Here is a 16,341-nt window from a genome sequence, read left to right as displayed (position 1 = left end):
TCAATGTCTGGATCGGAGAATAAGAACATGACGCTTTTTATAGATGTCGATGATGCTGCACGCCTGTTCACCCAAGTCGGTATCCGCCGCGCCATCCGCGAAATGGCGGGCTACATCGAAGCCGACTACGCACGCTGGGCGCAGTTTGATAAATCACCGCGCACGGCCAACCACTCAACAGACGGCGTGATCGAGTTGATGCCGACCGACGATGGCCAGCAGTACTCGTTCAAATACGTCAACGGCCACCCCAACAACGGCCAGCAGAATTTACTGACGGTCATGGCCTTCGGACTTCTGGCGGATGTGCAGAGTGGCTATCCCACCCTGCTCAGCGAACTCACCCTGACCACCGCTGTGCGCACCGCAGCCACCTCCGCGCTGGTCGCGCAATCGCTGGCTCGCCCCGGCGCGACCTCGATGGCCCTGATCGGCAACGGTGCCCAAAGTGAATTTCAGGCGCTGGCCTTTCATGAAATGTTGGGCATCAACGAAATCCGCATTTTCGATATTGATCAAGAAGCGTCCTTCAAACTGAAACACAACCTCGCGGCGTTCCCGAACATCGAAGTGATTCTGGCCAGCTCGGTGAAGGACGCGGTCAAGGGCGCGGACATCGTCACCACAGTCACCGCCGACAAAGCCTACGCAACCATTCTGACGCCCGAGATGATCGAGCCCGGCATGCACATCAATGCGGTCGGTGGTGATTGCCCGGGTAAAACCGAACTACACGCCGACATCCTGCGCAACGCCCGGGTCATCGTCGAGTTCGAACCGCAAACCCGCATTGAAGGCGACATTCAGCAACTGGAAGCCGATTCCCCGGTGATCGAGTTTTTCCGGATTGTGCAAGGCGAAGTGGCCGGACGCGAAAACGATATGCAGGTGACGGTGTTTGATTCGGTGGGCTTTGCCTTGGAAGACTTTTCGTCATTGCGCTATCTCAACGACCTGGCTCAGGCACAGCAAATCGGCCAGCGCGTCCACCTGGTCCCGACGCCGGCCAACATCAAAAATCTCTTCCAACTGCTCGATCCGCCACCGGCCAAAGCCTCGCGTCTACGCACCGTCAGTTGATCGGTAATGGCCGCCTTTGCCACTTGGCGAGGGGCCATTCACCCTCCAGGCATCGTTTGATTAGCCGTTGTCTCTCTAACAAGAACGCTCGACACCTACTTTCTGCCAAAACTCAAAAACATAAAATCAAGAGGTTTTGTAATGAAATCGAACCCTTCCGGGCTGCTTGAACAGCCCGCGCTGCAGCGCACGCTCAGCAATCGCCACATCCAGTTAATGGCCATGGGCGGTGCCATCGGGACCGGCCTGTTCATGGGCTCCGGGAAGATTATCGCCCTCTCCGGGACGTCGATCATCCTCATCTACATGATCATCGGTCTGTTCGTGTTTTTCGTCATGCGTGCCATGGGCGAAATGCTTCTGTCCAACCTCAACTTCAAAACCTTTGCCGACTTCGCCGGCGCCTACCTCGGCCCGCGCGCGGCGTTCTTTCTCGGCTGGTCGTACTGGCTGAGCTGGAGCGTAGCGGTGATCGGCGACGCCGTCGTGGTCGGCGGATTCTTCCAGTACTGGTTCCCCGATGTGCCGGCGTGGATACCCGCCGTCGGCATGCTGGCGACACTGTTCGCCTTGAACGTGCTCACGGTCAGGCTATTCGGTGAGGTGGAGTTCTGGTTCGCGATCATCAAGATCATTGCCGTCGTGACCCTGATCGGCGTCAGCATCGTGCTGATTGCCAGCGCCTTCGTTTCCCCCAGTGGCGTCACCGCATCCCTGAGTCACCTGATAGACAAACAGGCGGCTTTCCCTAACGGCTTGCTTGGCTTCTTCGCCGGATTTCAAATGGCGATCTTCTCCTTCGCCGGCACCGAGCTGATCGGCACCGCCGCCGCCGAAACCCGCTCGCCGGAGAAGACCCTGCCCAAAGCCATCAACTCCATTCCGCTGCGGATCATCCTGTTCTACGTCCTCGCGCTGACCTGCATTATTGCCGTGACATCGTGGCAACAGGTTTCCCCCGTCAAAAGCCCTTTTGTCGAACTGTTCCTCGTCGCCGGGTTCCCCGCAGCGGCCGGTATCGTCAACTTCGTGGTTCTGACCTCGGCGGCCTCATCGGCCAACAGCGGCGTATTTTCATCGAGCCGCATGCTGTTCGGGTTGGCGAATCAGGACAACGCTCCGGGTATTTTTCGGCGTCTATCGGGCAACAGCGTGCCTCTGCTGAGCCTGGCCTTCACTACACTATTGATGCTGCTGGGTGTGCTCGTGCTGTTCATCGTTCCGGAAGTCATGACGGCATTCACCATCGTTTCCACCGTGTCAGCGATTCTGGTGATCTTCACTTGGTCGACCATTCTCGCGTCTTACATTGCCTACCGCAAAAAGCGTCCTGAGCTTCATGCCAAATCTGCTTACAAGATGCCAGGCGGCGTCCCAATGGCATGGTTCTCAATGGCTTTTCTGGGCTTCGTTCTCTGCCTGCTGGCATTAAGACCTGACACTCGCGTTGCCCTGTTGGTCATGCCGGGGTGGTTCATATGGCTGGCAATTGCTTATCAGTTAACACGTAGGAGGAAGCGTGAAAGCGCAGTTGAATCGGCCAGTCAATTCGGTTGAGCTCTAACGGGGCCTCTGCGCTGGAGGGCTGTAACAAAGAGACAGCCCTCATTTGAATCGCTGAGCAGAGGGCTGTAGTGGCCCCGGCGGCCAATTGAAGAGGGAGGTTCTAGTGGCAGATCACTTTTCAAGAGGCTGACGCCACGAAGGGGGCAACACCTGCCCCCGTTGTGACTCCCTATGCCCCGGCAAGCGCCTCGCGCACGAAGTCTTCATAAGTACGCAGCGGATGCCCGATGAGGGCCTGCAGCCGCTCCACGGTTCCTTCAGGCGCCTGCATGCCGAACGCCTGGATACCCTCCATCATCAGGCGCATGTCATACGCCAACCAGCTGGGGCCGTACGCAGCCAGTTGTCCTTCGAAGGCCGCTGCATCATCACCGCCGTAGGCGATTTCACGCCCCAGGGCCGAGCTCCAGATCTTCGCCACGGAGGCACCGGTGAGTGCCTGGGGCCCAACAAGCTCCAGCGTCACCCGATCCAGAGCAGAAGGTGCCTTGTCGCGTCGCAGCAGCTCCGCAACGGCCACGTCGGCGATGTCACGAACATCGATCATCGAAACGCCCGCTGAGCCGATCGGCATCGGGTAGATCGAATAATTCTGGATCGTCTGCAGGACCATGTGTTCGTTTTGCATGAAGTAAGCCGGACGCAGGATGGTCGCGGGGATGTCGAGGTTTTCGATCATTCGTTCAACCGTGTGCTTGCCGGTGAAATGCGGAACGTTAGTGAACGTGTCGGCGTGAATAACCGACAGGTAGACGATGCGTTCGATGCCCGCCTCCCGAGCGAGGTTCAGCGTGATGAGGGCTTGGGTCACCTCATCGGGTGTCACGGCGTTGAGCAGAAACAGCGTACGTACCGAGGACAGCGCGACACGCATCGAAGCGACGTCGGAGAGGTCGGCGACGACTTCAGTGACACCTACGGGGAAATCGCGCTTGCCTGCCTGGCGCACCAGCGCCTTGACTTCGGCGCCCGCGCTGACAAGGCCCTGGGTAACGAGGGAACCAACAGTGCCGGTGGCACCAATAACGAGAATGCTCATGTTTGAATCTCCTGCAGTAGGTGTCTGATGGGCCTTGAGAAGACGACGAAGAGAAAGTATTCCGTTGCACTCAGGAAACAAAGATCACAAAATCCAGAAACCTCGTTTCATATATGGAACACCATGAACCTGAACTCACTGTCCGATTTCATCCTCGTCGCAACCCATGGGGGACTGGGGAAGGCAAGCCGCGCGAGCGGCATTTCCAAAGCCACCTTGTCGCGGCATATCAGCGAGCTTGAAGAACAACTGGGCGTCAGGCTGATCGAGCGCAGTGCTCGCGGCCTGAAGCTGACCGAAGCCGGCGAGAGGCTGATGTCGCGAACGGAAGGCCTGCTGAGTGAAGTCTCCGAAGCCATGACGGCGGCACGCGAGGGCGTTTCGACACCCCGTGGATACTTGCGGGTGGCGGCCCCGGTTTTGTTTTCCCAACTCGCGATGGGCCGCATTGGCGCCGAGTTCTGCGCGGCCTACCCGGAAGTCCAGCTTGAAGTCACGGCGGAGGATCGCGCGGTGGACCTCGTGGAAGAACAGTTCGACGTCGCGATCCGGATCAACCCGAGCCCGGATAGCAATCTGGTCGGACGATGTTTCGCCAGGGACCGGCTGGTGGTCGTGGCCGCACCTGGAATCCCCAAGCCAGCGTCCGGCGCAGTCAGATCCGTCCCCGGCATCGTGACGACGACTTTCCAGCCCACCCGGTGGAGTCTCGACGAAGGGCAGTTGATCCTGGAACCGATCCCGAAACTGCGTTTCTCTTCGTTCCTGATGGTCCGCGATGCAGCTATCGCCGGGGGCGGTGCAGCACTGATCCCACAATCCATTGCCTGGAATCAGCTGGCGCGTGGCGAGTTGGTTCAGTGGGGCACGGTATCGGGGGCGGAGCCTGCGCTGTGGATCTTGCATACCTCCAGGCGCCTGGCTGCGCCCAAGGTTCGCGCCTTTGTCGATTTCATGTGCGACAGATACCCGGACATGTCGCTGGTTCTGAATGGATAGAACGCCCTTCGCCCTGACTCGTGCGCATTCCGGCGAAAAGCTTTGAACTAAGGTCTCAGGGTAGAATCTTCTCAACTCACCCCTTTCGGAGACCACAATGCTTCGTGTGTTTGAACGAAGACTCGACCCCTTCCCGCCCGATGAAGCACCACCGCCACCGGTTGGCCTGACGCGGTTCCTGTGGGCCTGCACCCGGGGCGCCCGGGGCTATATCCTGGTGTTTGCGCTGCTGAGCGCCGGTGTGTCGATCTATGAGGCCTGGCTGTTTTCTTTCCTTGGCCAGGTCGTGGACTTGCTCTCGACCTGGCAGGCCGGCGGTGATGCGCAGGGGCAGGAAAGCCGGGTGCTATGGGGTATCGGCATCGTCCTGGTCACCAGCATCGGGCTGGTGGCGCTGCGGACCATGGTGCAGCACCAGATATTGGCGATCAATTTGCCGTTGCGACTGCGCTGGGATTTCCATCGCCTGATGCTGCGGCAGAGCCTTTCGTTCTTTTCCGATGAGTTCTCCGGCCGGGTCACAACCAAGGTCATGCAGACCGCACTGGCCGTGCGCGAAGTCTTGTTCACCGTGATCGAAATCGCCCCCGGCATCGGGGTGTACTTCATCGCGATCATCGCGCTGGCCGGCGGCTTCGCCTTGAAGCTGATGCTGCCTTTCATTGCCTGGATCGTGCTGTTCGGGCTGGCCATGCTGTATTTCGTGCCGCGCCTGGGGCAAGTCGGGCAAGAACAGGCCCATGCCCGGTCTTCGATGACCGGGCGCATTTCGGATGCCTACACCAACATCACCACCGTGAAGCTGTTCTCGCACTCCAAGCGGGAAGCGCACTTCGCGCGCGCGGCGATGGAGGATTTCAAGCACACCGGCTTTCGCCAGATGCGCCTGGTCAGCCAGTTCGAGATCGTCAATCAGGCGCTGGTGGTAGGACTGATCCTTGGCGCAGGCGGCTATGCCTTATGGCTTTGGCACCAGGGCGAAGTCGGCACCGGGGCGGTGGCGGCGATCACGGCCATGGCGTTGCGTATCAACGGCATGTCCCATTGGATCATGTGGCAGATGACCTCGTTGTTCGAAAGCATCGGCACCGTGCAAGATGGCATGGACACCTTGACCCGTGGTCCCAAGGTGCAGGATGCGCCGGATGCCGGCGTGCTGGTGCCCTCCGGCGGCGCGGTGACGTTCGACAATGTGAGCTTCAACTACAGCGGCGAACGCCAAGTGCTCGATGGACTGAGCCTGAATATTCGTCCAGGGGAGAAAATCGGCCTGGTGGGTCGTTCCGGCGCCGGCAAATCCACGCTGATCAACCTGCTGCTGCGTTTCTACGACGTGGACAGCGGTGAGATTCGCATCGACGGGCAAAACATCGCCCACGTCACCCAGGACAGCCTGCGCAGCGCCATCGGCATGGTCACCCAGGACACCTCCCTGCTCCACCGCTCCATTCGCGACAACATCGCCTATGGCCGTCCGGATGCGACCGAAGCACAGATCCGCAGGGCCGCGGCCAATGCCCAGGCCGACGGATTCATCAGCCAGTTGAGCGACCGCCAGGGTCACACCGGCTATGACACCCTGGTGGGCGAGCGCGGCATCAAGTTATCCGGCGGCCAGCGCCAACGCATCGCCATCGCCCGGGTGATGCTCAAGAACGCCCCGATCCTGTTGCTGGACGAGGCCACCAGCGCCCTGGACTCGGAAGTCGAAGTCGCCATCCAGGAAAGCCTCGATGAAATGATGCTGGGCAAGACGGTCATCGCCATTGCCCATCGACTATCCACGATCGCGGCGATGGATCGGCTGATTGTCATGGATGACGGGCGCATCATCGAACAAGGCACCCACGCCGAACTGCTGGCGAAAAACGGGACTTATGCGCGGCTGTGGCAGCATCAGAGCGGTGGATTTCTGGGCGAGGATCAGGGGGTCGCCGAGGCCATGGTATAGGGATGACTCTGCCGCCACTGTGGGGCGCCATTTCTTGTGACAAGGGAGAGCAAACTCCCGCCATAAGAACGACGCCCCACAGTCAGCCCGGATGAGGTCCTAGAACCACGTCTCCATCTGAATCCCGTACTGCCAGACACCACCGGCGTTGAAATCCGTCTTGCCGAACGAATCCGAAGCACTGTAGCGGTCCAGATCCGAAGACCAGTTCATGACGCTCGCGAACACCCGCAGTTCAGGACGGGTGAGCAGGTCGCCCAAGTCCGGCTTGAAGGTCGGCGCAACGGTGAATTTCCAGAAGTTGCCGTCCACCGCGTTACGTTGCATGTAACCCTTGGGATCCAGGTCCATGGTCTGCCAGCTCATCTCGTAGGCCATCTCGAAATTGCTGTTGATCTCGTTGGCCAGTCGCACGTTCAGGGTCATCCAGCGGTAGTCGTCCCCCTTGACGTAGCGGTCCTTGCTCTGTTCGGCGAGCAGGCTCGGGCCAATGCGCCAGCCTGGCGCAATCGGGGTTTCACCGTAGAGCGCCAGGCGCAGGGCCCGGGCTTCGTCGATCAGTTCGCCGTCCGCCCCAATGTTCTTGACCTCCGCCCCCAGGCCTTGCCCATAGAGCAGCGCCGTCTTGAAGAAGCCTTCCCGGCCAAAAAAACTGCGTTGATGATTCGCAATCATGCTGTGCAGGCCGGAGTCCGCCGGGGCCAGGCCCGCTTCATTGGTGCGGGTACTGAAGTCGTTTTTCTTTGAGCCGATGCCGTTGAACATCCATTGCCACTGTCCGTTGGCAAAAAACTGGTTGGAGGTCAGCACATAGCTCTCCACATCGGCATTGACCCCACCCTCACTGAAGTCCCCGTAGTTGCGTCCGATCAGCGAGTAATTCGACCGCCAGTCCTTGCTCATCTGCACGTCGTAGATGCCACCGCCGGTACCGGCCAGGTAGACGACGTCCGAATCCAGCCAGTGGATATCGAAGTTGTCCCGGTCGAAGCGCTTGCCTGCCCACAGGGTGGCGTTCTCGAACATCGGGTTGCCCTTGAACGCGGCAAGATGGTCGAGCTCGGTAAACACCTGGCGCACGTTCAGGTTGCTTTCTTCGGCGGTCCAGTCATTGGAGCTTTCCACGCCATCGGCAATGGAAACGGTGAATTTGGAACGGGTGCCGTTCTGCGCATACAGCTCTTTCGACAGGTCGATGCGCATGTAGGTATCGTCCTCGTTGCCGAGTCGCCCCACCGCGCCGCCCACAGAACCGGCCGGGGTGGTATAGGGACCGCCGCGCCCTCCCCCCAGACCATCGTTGATCAGCAATCCGGAGCGGGCGTAACCCTTGAAGCTGAACCCGTCAGTGAGGTGCCCGCCACTGCCCGTCTTCTCCAGGCTTTGCTGACTGGCTTCGAGTTTTGCCAACCGCGCGTCCAAGGTGGGCGCCACGGGGGTGGTCGCAACGGTGGCCGTCGGTTGCAAGGCGGGATTGGTGAGCTTGAGTTGCTGCAGTTCCCTGGCGAGTGCCTGGGCCTGTTGTTCGGCCGCGGCGGCACGTTTTTCCGCGGCGCTGGTGCGGGCTTCGAAGGCTGCCATGCGCTCTTCCAGTGTCGCGGCCTGGGCAGTGACCGCCGAGGTGCCGAGCACGCCCGCAATGAGCCAGCTTGATGCTTTCTGCATGTGGATTTCCCTGTTTTGTTTTTATTGTTCTGTCTCGCGATCGACCTGTTTTCCACGGAGGGCTAATTGTCAGATTCCCCGAAAAAAAGGATGCCTCATCGCAAATACGCTGCTACATTTGGAGATGTTAACGTTAACTTTTATAAAAACAAAAATAAAGAGGGCTTTATGAAACGACTCAAATCGCTCCTTCCAGCGGCACTGTTCAGCGCTTTTGCCGGACTTCCCAGCCTTTGCAGCGCAGCCGATCTGACGATCTCCTGCGGTGCGGTGGGTGCGGAGCTGCAACTGTGCAAAGAGGCTGTCGAGGCCTGGTCGAAACAGACCGGCCATAGCGTCGACGTGGTGTCCACGCCTAACTCGGCAACCGAACGGTTGTCGTTCTACCAGCAGATTCTCAGTGCCCAGTCCAGCGACATCGACATCATCCAGATCGATATGGTCTGGCCGGGGATGTTGGCCAGTCATTTGATGGACTTGCGCGAGGTGCTCCCCGCCAACGCGACCCAAGGCTACTTCCAGGCCCAGGTGGATAACGCCACGGTAAATGGGCGGCTGGTCACGATGCCGTGGTTCACCGACTCGGGACTGTTGTATTACCGCAAGGACTTGCTCGATAAGTACAACAAGCCGGTCCCTCAGACCTGGGAAGAAATGACCGCCACCGCCAGGGATGTGCAACAGGCAGAGCGCAACGCCGGGAACGCCAACGCATGGGGTTATGTCTTTCAGGGACGAGCCTACGAGGGGCTGACGTGCAACGCGCTGGAGTGGATCAGCAGTCAACCGGACGGCGGCCTGGTCAATCCACAAGGCGACATCGTGGTCAACAACCAGGCCGCACGCACTGCGTTGACCCTGGCAAAAAGCTGGGTGGGCGATATTTCCCCCCGTGGCGTGCTCAACTACACCGAAGAGGAAGGACGCGGGGTATTCCAGTCGGGTAATGCGCTGTTCATGCGCAACTGGCCGTATGCCTGGGCCCTGGTGCAAAGTCCGGACAGTGCGGTGAAGGACAAGGTCGGGGTCGCCCCCCTGCCCCGTGGCGGCGCGACCGGCAGCCACGCCTCCACCCTCGGCGGCTGGGGCCTGGCGGTATCGCGCTACAGCGCCAGGCCCAAGCTGGCCGCGGAGCTGGTGGGCTACCTGACCAGCGCCCAACAACAGAAGCATCGTGCGCTGGTAGGCGCCTACAACCCGGTGATCGAGTCGCTCTACCAAGACCCCGAGCTGCTCGCGGCCATGCCGTACTACAACCAGTTGCACAGCATCCTGAACGACGGGGTCATGCGCCCCGCCGCCATCACTGCCGCCCGCTACCCACGGGTCTCCAATGCGTTCTTCGATCAGGTCCACGGCGTACTGGCCGGAGAGTTGCCGGTCGATCAGGCGCTGGCCGACCTGGAAAGCGAACTCACACGTATCAAACGCCGGAACTGGTAAGCCACAAGGAAGGAAATCACCATGTCTGTCTCTTCTGCCCACGCGCCCTGCGCCGAGCACCTGCCCGCCCGGGAAACGCCGATACAACGTCGTCGAGTACGCGCTGCCTGGCTGTTCCTGGCGCCGATGCTGCTGTGCCTGACCCTGGTGGCGGCCTGGCCGCTGCTGCGTACGTTCTGGTTCAGCCTGACCGATGCCAGCCTCGCGGACACCAGCGGTGGCACCTTTGTCGGCTTGAGCAATTATCTGTTCTACAGCGGCTCCGGCTGGTCCGGCGTGCTGGTGGACCCGCAATGGTGGAACGCGGTGCGCAACACCCTGCACTTCACCGTGGTGTCCGTGGGACTGGAAATGGTCCTGGGGCTGCTGGTGGCGCTGTTGCTGAACATCAACTTCACCGGGCGCGCCCTGGTGCGGGCGTTGATCCTGATTCCCTGGGCGATTCCGACCATCGTCTCGGCGAAGATCTGGTCATGGATGCTCAACGACCAGTTCGGCATCATCAATCACCTGATGCTGGGCCTCGGGCTGATTGACGCGCCCCTGGCCTGGACCGCAGATGCGCAACTGTCGATGTGGGCGGTGATTATCGTCGACGTCTGGAAGACCGTCCCTTTCGTCACGTTGTTGATGCTGGCGGCCTTGCAGATGTTGCCGGGCGACTGCTACGAAGCCGCCCGAGTCGACGGCATCCACCCGTTGAAAGTGTTCTGGCGGGTCACTCTGCCACTGCTGTTGCCGGCGCTGCTGGTGGCGGCAATCTTCCGCATTCTCGACGCCTTGCGGGTGTTCGATGTCATCTATGTGCTGACCTCGAATTCTTCGAGCACCATGAGCATGTCGGTCTACGCCCGCCAGCACCTGGTGGAATTCCAGGACGTCGGCTACGGCAGCGCCGCCTCCAGCCTGCTGTTCCTCGTGGTTGCGGTGATCGCCATCGTCTATCTGTACCTCGGGCGCCGCCAGATGGAGGTCCGCTCATGAACCGGCGACTACTGAAGAAAGCGCTGTTGCGCCTCGGCTTCTGGTGCCTGATCGGGATCCTGCTGCTGTATGCGGTCTTCCCTTTCTACTACGCCATCGTCACGTCGCTGAAGTCGTCCACGGCCTTGTTCCAGGTGAACTACTGGATCGACAACCCGGACTTTTCCAACTATGCCGCCGTACTCCAGCAAGCCTCGTTCCTGCGGGCGATCGGGAATTCGCTGGTGGTTTCGCTGTGCGTGGTCGCGCTGGCGCTGTTCCTCAGCCTGACGGCTGCCTACGCATTGGGCAGGGTGAAATTTCGTGGCCGTGGCACGGTATTGATGCTGGTTCTCGGTGTGTCGATGTTCCCTCAGGTTGCCGTACTGTCGGGGCTGTTCGAGGTGATACGTGCCCTGGGCCTCTACAACACATCTTGGGCGCTGATCCTGAGCTACACGATTTTCACCCTGCCCTTCACCGTCTGGGTGCTGACGACGTTCATGGGACAACTGCCCCACGAACTGGAGGAAGCGGCAATCATGGACGGCGCTTCGCCGTGGGTCACGCTGACCCGCGTGCTGCTGCCCCTGCTCTGGCCGGCCCTGGTCACCACCGGCCTGCTGGCTTTCATTGCGGCCTGGAACGAATTCCTGTTCGCCCTGACCTTCACCCTGACAGACACCCAACGCACGGTACCGGTGGCCATCGCTCTGATTTCCGGCGGCAGCTCCCATGAACTGCCCTGGGGGCTGTTGATGGCGGCGTCGGTGCTGGTCACGGTCCCACTGGTCATCCTGGTGCTGATCTTCCAACGCCGGATCGTTTCCGGACTCACTGCCGGCGCGTTGAAGGGCTGACGCCCCATAAAGACAAGGAACCCCATCGTGAGCAAATTGAAGCTGGATAACGTGAACAAACAATTAGGCGGCGCGCGTATTCTGCGCAACGTCAGCCTGGACATCGCGGCGGGTGAGTTCGTGGTGTTCGTCGGCCCGTCCGGTTGCGGAAAATCGACCTTGCTGCGCCTGATCGCCGGGTTGGACTCGATCTGCGCCGGCGACCTGCTGATCGACGGACGTCGGGTCAACGACCTGGAGCCCCGCGAGCGTGGCGTCGGCATGGTGTTCCAGTCGTATGCGCTGTACCCGCACATGACCGTCTACGACAACATCAGCTTCGGGCTCAAACTGGCCAAGACCGAAAAGACCAGCCTGCGTGAGCGCGTGTTGAAAACCGCGCAGATCCTGCAATTGGACAAGCTCCTGCAACGCAAACCAAAGGAGTTGTCGGGCGGACAGCGTCAGCGGGTGGCCATGGGCAGGGCCATGGCCAGGGAGCCGGACATCCTGTTGTTCGATGAACCGCTGTCCAACCTGGATGCCTCCCTGCGGGTGCAGATGCGCAACGAAATCGCCCGGTTGCACGCTCGGCTGGGTTCGACCGTGATCTACGTCACCCACGATCAGGTCGAGGCGATGACCCTGGCCGACAAGATTGTCGTGCTCAACGGTGGCCGCATCGAACAGGTCGGCTCGCCGCGTGAACTCTACGAGCGACCGGCCAGCCGCTTTGTCGCCGGTTTCCTGGGCTCGCCCAGGATGAATTTTCTTCCAGCGTTTCTGCATGCGCCAGGGGAAACCAGCCTGGTTGAAAGCTTCGTGCTGGGCAAGGCATCCCTGCCCTTCGACAGCTCCGGCCTCGCGGCGGATACCCAACTGAGCCTGGGGATTCGTCCGGAACACGTGACGCTGGAAGCCGCGCCAGGATCCGTCGGCGTGGTCGTGACCGGCATCGAATACCTCGGTAGCGAAACCTATGTGCATGTCGATACCGGCCAGGACGAACCGCTGATCTGTCGGTGCGAGGTGAGTGCTGGCTGGCAGATCGGCGACCGGGTCAAGCTGCGCCTGGAAACCGACAACCTGCACCTGTTCGATGCCGACGGAACGGCCTTGAAGCGCCACGCCCTTGAAACCCTGCCCGATGGCGTGCCCCTGCGCCCGGCACCCGCAGGCGCCCTATGACCTTGTCTTTGACTACCATGAACGCACTTATGTCCCCAGCAACCCTGTCCCCGGCCCTCGAACATGCGCAGCAGGCGCTGCTCGACGGCCTGTCCCGCGTCATCCAGGATTATCGACCCGCCTATCATCTTGCCCCTGTTGCGGGCTGGATGAATGACCCTAACGGGGTGGTGTACTTTCGGGGCGAATACCATGTGTTCTATCAACACCACCCCTTCGAAGCAAAATGGGGCCCCATGTATTGGGGTCATGCCAAGAGCGCTGACCTGGTCCATTGGCAGCACTTGCCCATTGCCCTGGCACCGGGCGACGACTTCGACCGCGACGGGTGCTTTTCCGGCAGTGCGGTGGTGTGCGGGGACACCTTGGCGCTGGTCTACACCGGGCATACCTGGCTGGGGGATGTGGGGGACGAACGCCTGATCCGGCAAGTCCAGTGCCTGGCTACCAGTACCGACGGCATCCACTTCATCAAGCATGGCGCGGTGATCGAACACCCACCCGCGGACACGATCATGCACTTTCGTGATCCCAAGGTCTGGAAGCAGGACGACCATTGGTACCTGATTGCCGGCGCACGCCTGGGCGACAGGCCGCTGCTGCCGTTGTATCGCTCAGTTGATCTGCACGCCTGGGAGTTCCTCGATTATGTCGACCAAGGCGAGGAAGGCGACGGCTATATGTGGGAGTGCCCGGATCTGTTTCGACTGGATGGGCGCGATGTGCTGCTGTACTCCCCCCAAGGCATGCACCCCGAGGGTTACGAACGGCTCAACAAGTACCAGACCGGCTACCGGGTAGGCCGGCTCGACAGCGAATGGCACTTCACCGGCGGCCCCTTCATCGAACTGGATAACGGCCATGACTTCTACGCCGCACAAACGCTGGAGGCCGCCGACGGCCGACGCCTGGTGTGGGCGTGGCTCGACATGTGGGAGAGCCCGATGCCGAGCCAGGCGCATCACTGGTGCGGCATGCTCGGCCTGCCCCGCGAGCTTGAGCTGCATGCCGATCGCCTGCGCGTGTTCCCGGCGCGGGAGTTGACGGCCTTGCGCCAGGCGCCGCTTCCAGGCACACCGCCATGGGCCGGCTCGGGCACTCAGGAGGTGTCGCACATCAGCGGCGACCGGCTCGAAATCCTGGTGCACCTGGACCTGCCCGGCTGCACCGACGGTCACCTGGGTGTCGCCTTGCGCTGCAGCACCGATGACGAAAACACTGAACAAACCCTGCTCTACTACGATGGGGCATTGCAGCGCCTGGTGCTGGATCGCAGCCGTTCGGGTGCGCAAGTCGGTGGTCAGCGCAGTGTGCCGATAGACCCGGCGCTGGAGCAGTTGCAATTGCGCGTGTTTCTTGATCGTTCGTCCATCGAGGTGTTTGACCTGAACGGACGCTTCAGCCTCAGCAGCCGCCTCTATCCCCGCTCCGACAGCCTGGGGGTGAAGTTGCTGGCCAGCGGGACCGGCGGGCGCGTCTCCATTCCCAGGGCATGGCCCCTGGGATCAGCCTGGCTATGAACGCCACCGAAGTCGCGAGAAGCCCGGAGCCTGTGTCATGATTGCCCGTCAACCTGACGGGCCCCACCTCGCATGACTTCAGTGAAAGACGTTGCACAGCTGGCCGGCGTGTCCCTGATGACGGTTTCCAGAGCGCTCAACAATCCGGAAAAACTGAGCGCCGAAACCCTTCAGCGAGTGCGTCGCGCCATTGATGAGCTGCAGTTCGTACCGAGCCTGTCGGCACGCAGAATGCGCGGCGACAACCTCCAGGCACGGACCATCGGCGTGTTCGCCCTGGACACGGCGACCACCCCCTTCGCGGTCGAGCTGCTGCTGTCCATCGAACAGACCGCGCAGCAAGCAGGCTGGAACGTCTTCATTCTCAACCTGTTGAACAACCCGCCCACTGACCAGGACATCGACCTGATGCTCTCGCACCGGCCCGACGGGTTGATCTTCAGTGCCATGGGGTTGCGCCAGGTGAGCATTCCCGAGCGTTTGAAGAGCAAGCCGCTGGTGCTCGCCAACTGCCTGGAGGATGACAGTCGCCTGGTCAGTTACGTGCCCGATGACGAGAGCGGCCAGCATCGCGCCGTGCATCACGCCTTGAGCCAGGGCTATCGGCGCCCCCTGTGCATCAATCTGCCAAAGCGCAGCGTTGCCTGGGGCCTGCGACAGGCCGGCCTGCAGCGTGCCTGCCAGGCATTCGGGCTGCCCCCGGAAGCATTGCTGCAATACGACCTTTCCGATCACGATGCCTACGGTGAAACGGCCGCCATCCTTGACCGGCACATCGTCGACGGTCGCCCCGAGTTCGACATCCTGATCTGCGGCAACGACCGCATTGCCTTTTGTGCCTATCAACTGCTGCTGGGCCGTGGCCTGAAGATTCCCGGCGATGTGGCCGTGCTCGGCTACGACAACATGATCGGCATCGCCGAGCTGTTCATCCCGCCCCTGACCACGGTGCAACTGCCGTACTACGAAATCGGCCGCCAGGCCGCCCGGCACCTGATCGAAACGCTAGAGGTCACGGGCAGCCAGCCAGTGGATTGCCCGTTGGTGATCAGGGCATCGATATAGATCGACACCCCGCTCGCCGCTACTTCGCACCCTCGCAGTTGACCATCCAGGCAATCCCGAAACGGTCTTCGAACATGGCGAAGCGTTCCGCCCAGAATGTCTTCGCCAATGGCATGTGCACGCTGCCACCGGCGCTCAAGCCATTGAACAGTCGCTCGGCCTCGGCCACGCTGTCGACATTGAGGGATACCGACACGCCCTGCGGCTTGCGGTATGGCTGGCCCGGCGGGCAATCGGAAGCCATCAGGCTGAAATCGCCTACGGTCAGGCAGGTATGCAGGATCAGGTTGTTGTCCTTGGGCATGCCCGTTTCTTCAGGCGCTTCGGCAAAGGTCATGGAAAACTGCTCGCCGCCCAGCACATCCTTGTACAGCGCAAAGGCTTCCTTGCAGTTACCGTTGAAGGTCAGGTAAGGAATGATTCTCATGGTCGGATCTCCTGTTGTCAGGTTTCACGATTGATTGGGCATTTGCGCTCGAATACGCTCTTCCTGCTCGCGTAGATCGGAGGTAAAGGTTTCGCCGAAATCCTCCATTTCGAAGATCTGGCGGATTTCGATCTCGCTGTCGCTGATCATCGGGTTCGGACAACGCTTGACCCAGTCGATGGCTTCTTGCAGCGACTGGACCTGGAAGATCCAGAAGCCGGCGACCAACTCTTTGGTTTCGGCGAAGGGGCCGTCGACGACGGTGCGGTTCTTGCCGGAAAACTGTACGCGCACGCCCTTGGCACTGGGGTGCAGGCCTTCAGCCGCGAGCATCACCCCGGCCTTGGCCAGCTCCTCATTATAGGCGCCCATGGCGGTCAGCAACGCTTCACTGGGCATTTCCCCGGCTTCCGACTCCGGGCTGGCTTTGACGATCACCAAAAATCGCATGGTCTTATCTCCTGGGGAATGGGATAAGCCGTTCTAGTAGCGGCTCGAGGGTTAGTCGAACGGTATAGAACGAAATCGACAGGCTGGCTGAATTATTTTGTGGCGAGGGGATTTATCCCCGCGGGCTGCGCAGCAGCCCCAAAGCA

Annotated in this window: 14 protein-coding genes; 10 read left to right on the top strand and 4 right to left on the bottom strand. The window is 60.8% G+C overall.

The genetic code is table 11. The annotated features are described in order from the left end of the window. Positions 1-27: 27 nt before the first annotated feature. Positions 28-1,080: an ornithine cyclodeaminase gene (locus LOY35_RS13815; RefSeq protein ID WP_258633340.1), complete on the top strand. Its 1,053-nt coding sequence runs from the start codon at positions 28-30 to the stop codon at positions 1,078-1,080. A gap of 141 nt (positions 1,081-1,221) precedes the next feature. Beyond that, on the top strand, positions 1,222-2,637 hold the full coding sequence (locus LOY35_RS13810) for an amino acid permease (RefSeq protein WP_258633337.1): 1,416 nt from the start codon (positions 1,222-1,224) through the stop codon (positions 2,635-2,637). Positions 2,638-2,815: 178 nt separating this feature from the next. Here the strand turns inward: LOY35_RS13810 and LOY35_RS13805 are convergent, their stop codons facing one another. Continuing rightward, complete coding sequence (locus LOY35_RS13805; RefSeq protein ID WP_258633335.1) at positions 2,816-3,685, bottom strand: NmrA family NAD(P)-binding protein; 870 nt, start codon at positions 3,683-3,685, stop codon at positions 2,816-2,818. 123 nt (positions 3,686-3,808) lie between these two features. Here LOY35_RS13805 and LOY35_RS13800 point away from each other — a divergent pair, with 123 nt between their 5' ends. Together LOY35_RS13800 and LOY35_RS13795 are read left to right on the top strand one after the other, a co-directional pair. Beyond that, positions 3,809-4,684, top strand: a complete 876-nt coding sequence (locus LOY35_RS13800) for a LysR family transcriptional regulator (protein WP_258633604.1) — start codon at positions 3,809-3,811, stop codon at positions 4,682-4,684. Between the two features lie 97 nt (positions 4,685-4,781). Beyond that, on the top strand, positions 4,782-6,635 hold the full coding sequence (locus LOY35_RS13795) for an ABC transporter ATP-binding protein (protein WP_258633334.1): 1,854 nt from the start codon (positions 4,782-4,784) through the stop codon (positions 6,633-6,635). 99 nt (positions 6,636-6,734) lie between these two features. Here the strand turns inward: LOY35_RS13795 and LOY35_RS13790 are convergent, their stop codons facing one another. Further along, a complete protein-coding gene (locus tag LOY35_RS13790) occupies positions 6,735-8,300 on the bottom strand; it encodes a carbohydrate porin (RefSeq protein ID WP_258633331.1) in 1,566 nt (521 codons plus the stop codon). Between the two features lie 168 nt (positions 8,301-8,468). Here LOY35_RS13790 and LOY35_RS13785 point away from each other — a divergent pair, with 168 nt between their 5' ends. The 6 genes from LOY35_RS13785 to LOY35_RS13760 all read left to right on the top strand — a co-directional run bounded on the left by LOY35_RS13785 (position 8,469) and on the right by LOY35_RS13760 (position 15,318). Then, positions 8,469-9,743, top strand: a complete 1,275-nt coding sequence (locus tag LOY35_RS13785; RefSeq protein ID WP_258633330.1) for an ABC transporter substrate-binding protein — start codon at positions 8,469-8,471, stop codon at positions 9,741-9,743. Between the two features lie 21 nt (positions 9,744-9,764). Beyond that, the gene (locus tag LOY35_RS13780; protein ID WP_258633329.1) at positions 9,765-10,727 is read left to right on the top strand and encodes a carbohydrate ABC transporter permease; all 963 of its coding nucleotides are present in this window, start codon (positions 9,765-9,767) and stop codon (positions 10,725-10,727) included. Continuing rightward, positions 10,724-11,566 carry a carbohydrate ABC transporter permease gene (locus LOY35_RS13775; RefSeq protein ID WP_258633327.1) on the top strand — a complete coding sequence of 281 codons (843 nt, stop codon included), beginning with the start codon at positions 10,724-10,726 and terminating at the stop codon, positions 11,564-11,566. Before LOY35_RS13780 ends, LOY35_RS13775 begins: the two co-directional genes overlap by 4 nt. Before the next feature lie 27 nt (positions 11,567-11,593). Beyond that, a complete protein-coding gene (locus LOY35_RS13770) occupies positions 11,594-12,733 on the top strand; it encodes an ABC transporter ATP-binding protein (RefSeq protein WP_258633325.1) in 1,140 nt (379 codons plus the stop codon). Further along, positions 12,730-14,253 (top strand): glycoside hydrolase family 32 protein, encoded by a 1,524-nt coding sequence (locus LOY35_RS13765; RefSeq protein ID WP_258633323.1) that lies wholly within the window; start codon positions 12,730-12,732, stop codon positions 14,251-14,253. Before LOY35_RS13770 ends, LOY35_RS13765 begins: the two co-directional genes overlap by 4 nt. Positions 14,254-14,325: 72 nt before the next feature. Continuing rightward, positions 14,326-15,318, top strand: a complete 993-nt coding sequence (locus tag LOY35_RS13760) for a LacI family DNA-binding transcriptional regulator (protein WP_258633320.1) — start codon at positions 14,326-14,328, stop codon at positions 15,316-15,318. Positions 15,319-15,337: 19 nt separating this feature from the next. Here LOY35_RS13760 and LOY35_RS13755 read toward each other — a convergent pair whose 3' ends face one another. Next, entirely contained in the window at positions 15,338-15,745 is a 408-nt protein-coding gene (locus tag LOY35_RS13755; protein ID WP_139645548.1) for a VOC family protein, read from the bottom strand. A gap of 24 nt (positions 15,746-15,769) precedes the next feature. Further along, positions 15,770-16,195, bottom strand: coding sequence for a YciI family protein (locus LOY35_RS13750; protein ID WP_258633316.1), 426 nt, complete (start codon positions 16,193-16,195; stop codon positions 15,770-15,772). Positions 16,196-16,341 lie beyond the last annotated feature (146 nt).

The organism is Pseudomonas sp. B21-028, from assembly GCF_024749045.1.
Taxonomy (GTDB): Bacteria; Pseudomonadota; Gammaproteobacteria; order Pseudomonadales; family Pseudomonadaceae; genus Aquipseudomonas.
This window is presented reverse-complemented; position numbering and strand designations above follow the sequence as displayed.

Excerpts from the sequence above, each read along its gene's own strand:
- LOY35_RS13755 (WP_139645548.1), bottom strand. The coding sequence starts at position 15,745 with ATGAGAATCATTCCTTACCTGACCTTCAACGGTAACTGCAAGGAAGCC.
- LOY35_RS13805 (WP_258633335.1), bottom strand. The coding sequence starts at position 3,685 with ATGAGCATTCTCGTTATTGGTGCCACCGGCACTGTTGGTTCCCTCGTT.
- LOY35_RS13780 (WP_258633329.1), top strand. The coding sequence starts at position 9,765 with ATGTCTGTCTCTTCTGCCCACGCGCCCTGCGCCGAGCACCTGCCCGCC.
- LOY35_RS13775 (WP_258633327.1), top strand. The coding sequence starts at position 10,724 with ATGAACCGGCGACTACTGAAGAAAGCGCTGTTGCGCCTCGGCTTCTGG.
- LOY35_RS13765 (WP_258633323.1), top strand. The coding sequence starts at position 12,730 with ATGACCTTGTCTTTGACTACCATGAACGCACTTATGTCCCCAGCAACC.
- LOY35_RS13750 (WP_258633316.1), bottom strand. The coding sequence starts at position 16,195 with ATGCGATTTTTGGTGATCGTCAAAGCCAGCCCGGAGTCGGAAGCCGGG.
- LOY35_RS13800 (WP_258633604.1), top strand. The coding sequence starts at position 3,809 with ATGAACCTGAACTCACTGTCCGATTTCATCCTCGTCGCAACCCATGGG.
- LOY35_RS13815 (WP_258633340.1), top strand. The coding sequence starts at position 28 with ATGACGCTTTTTATAGATGTCGATGATGCTGCACGCCTGTTCACCCAA.
- LOY35_RS13785 (WP_258633330.1), top strand. The coding sequence starts at position 8,469 with ATGAAACGACTCAAATCGCTCCTTCCAGCGGCACTGTTCAGCGCTTTT.
- LOY35_RS13790 (WP_258633331.1), bottom strand. The coding sequence starts at position 8,300 with ATGCAGAAAGCATCAAGCTGGCTCATTGCGGGCGTGCTCGGCACCTCG.
- LOY35_RS13810 (WP_258633337.1), top strand. The coding sequence starts at position 1,222 with ATGAAATCGAACCCTTCCGGGCTGCTTGAACAGCCCGCGCTGCAGCGC.
- LOY35_RS13760 (WP_258633320.1), top strand. The coding sequence starts at position 14,326 with ATGACTTCAGTGAAAGACGTTGCACAGCTGGCCGGCGTGTCCCTGATG.
- LOY35_RS13795 (WP_258633334.1), top strand. The coding sequence starts at position 4,782 with ATGCTTCGTGTGTTTGAACGAAGACTCGACCCCTTCCCGCCCGATGAA.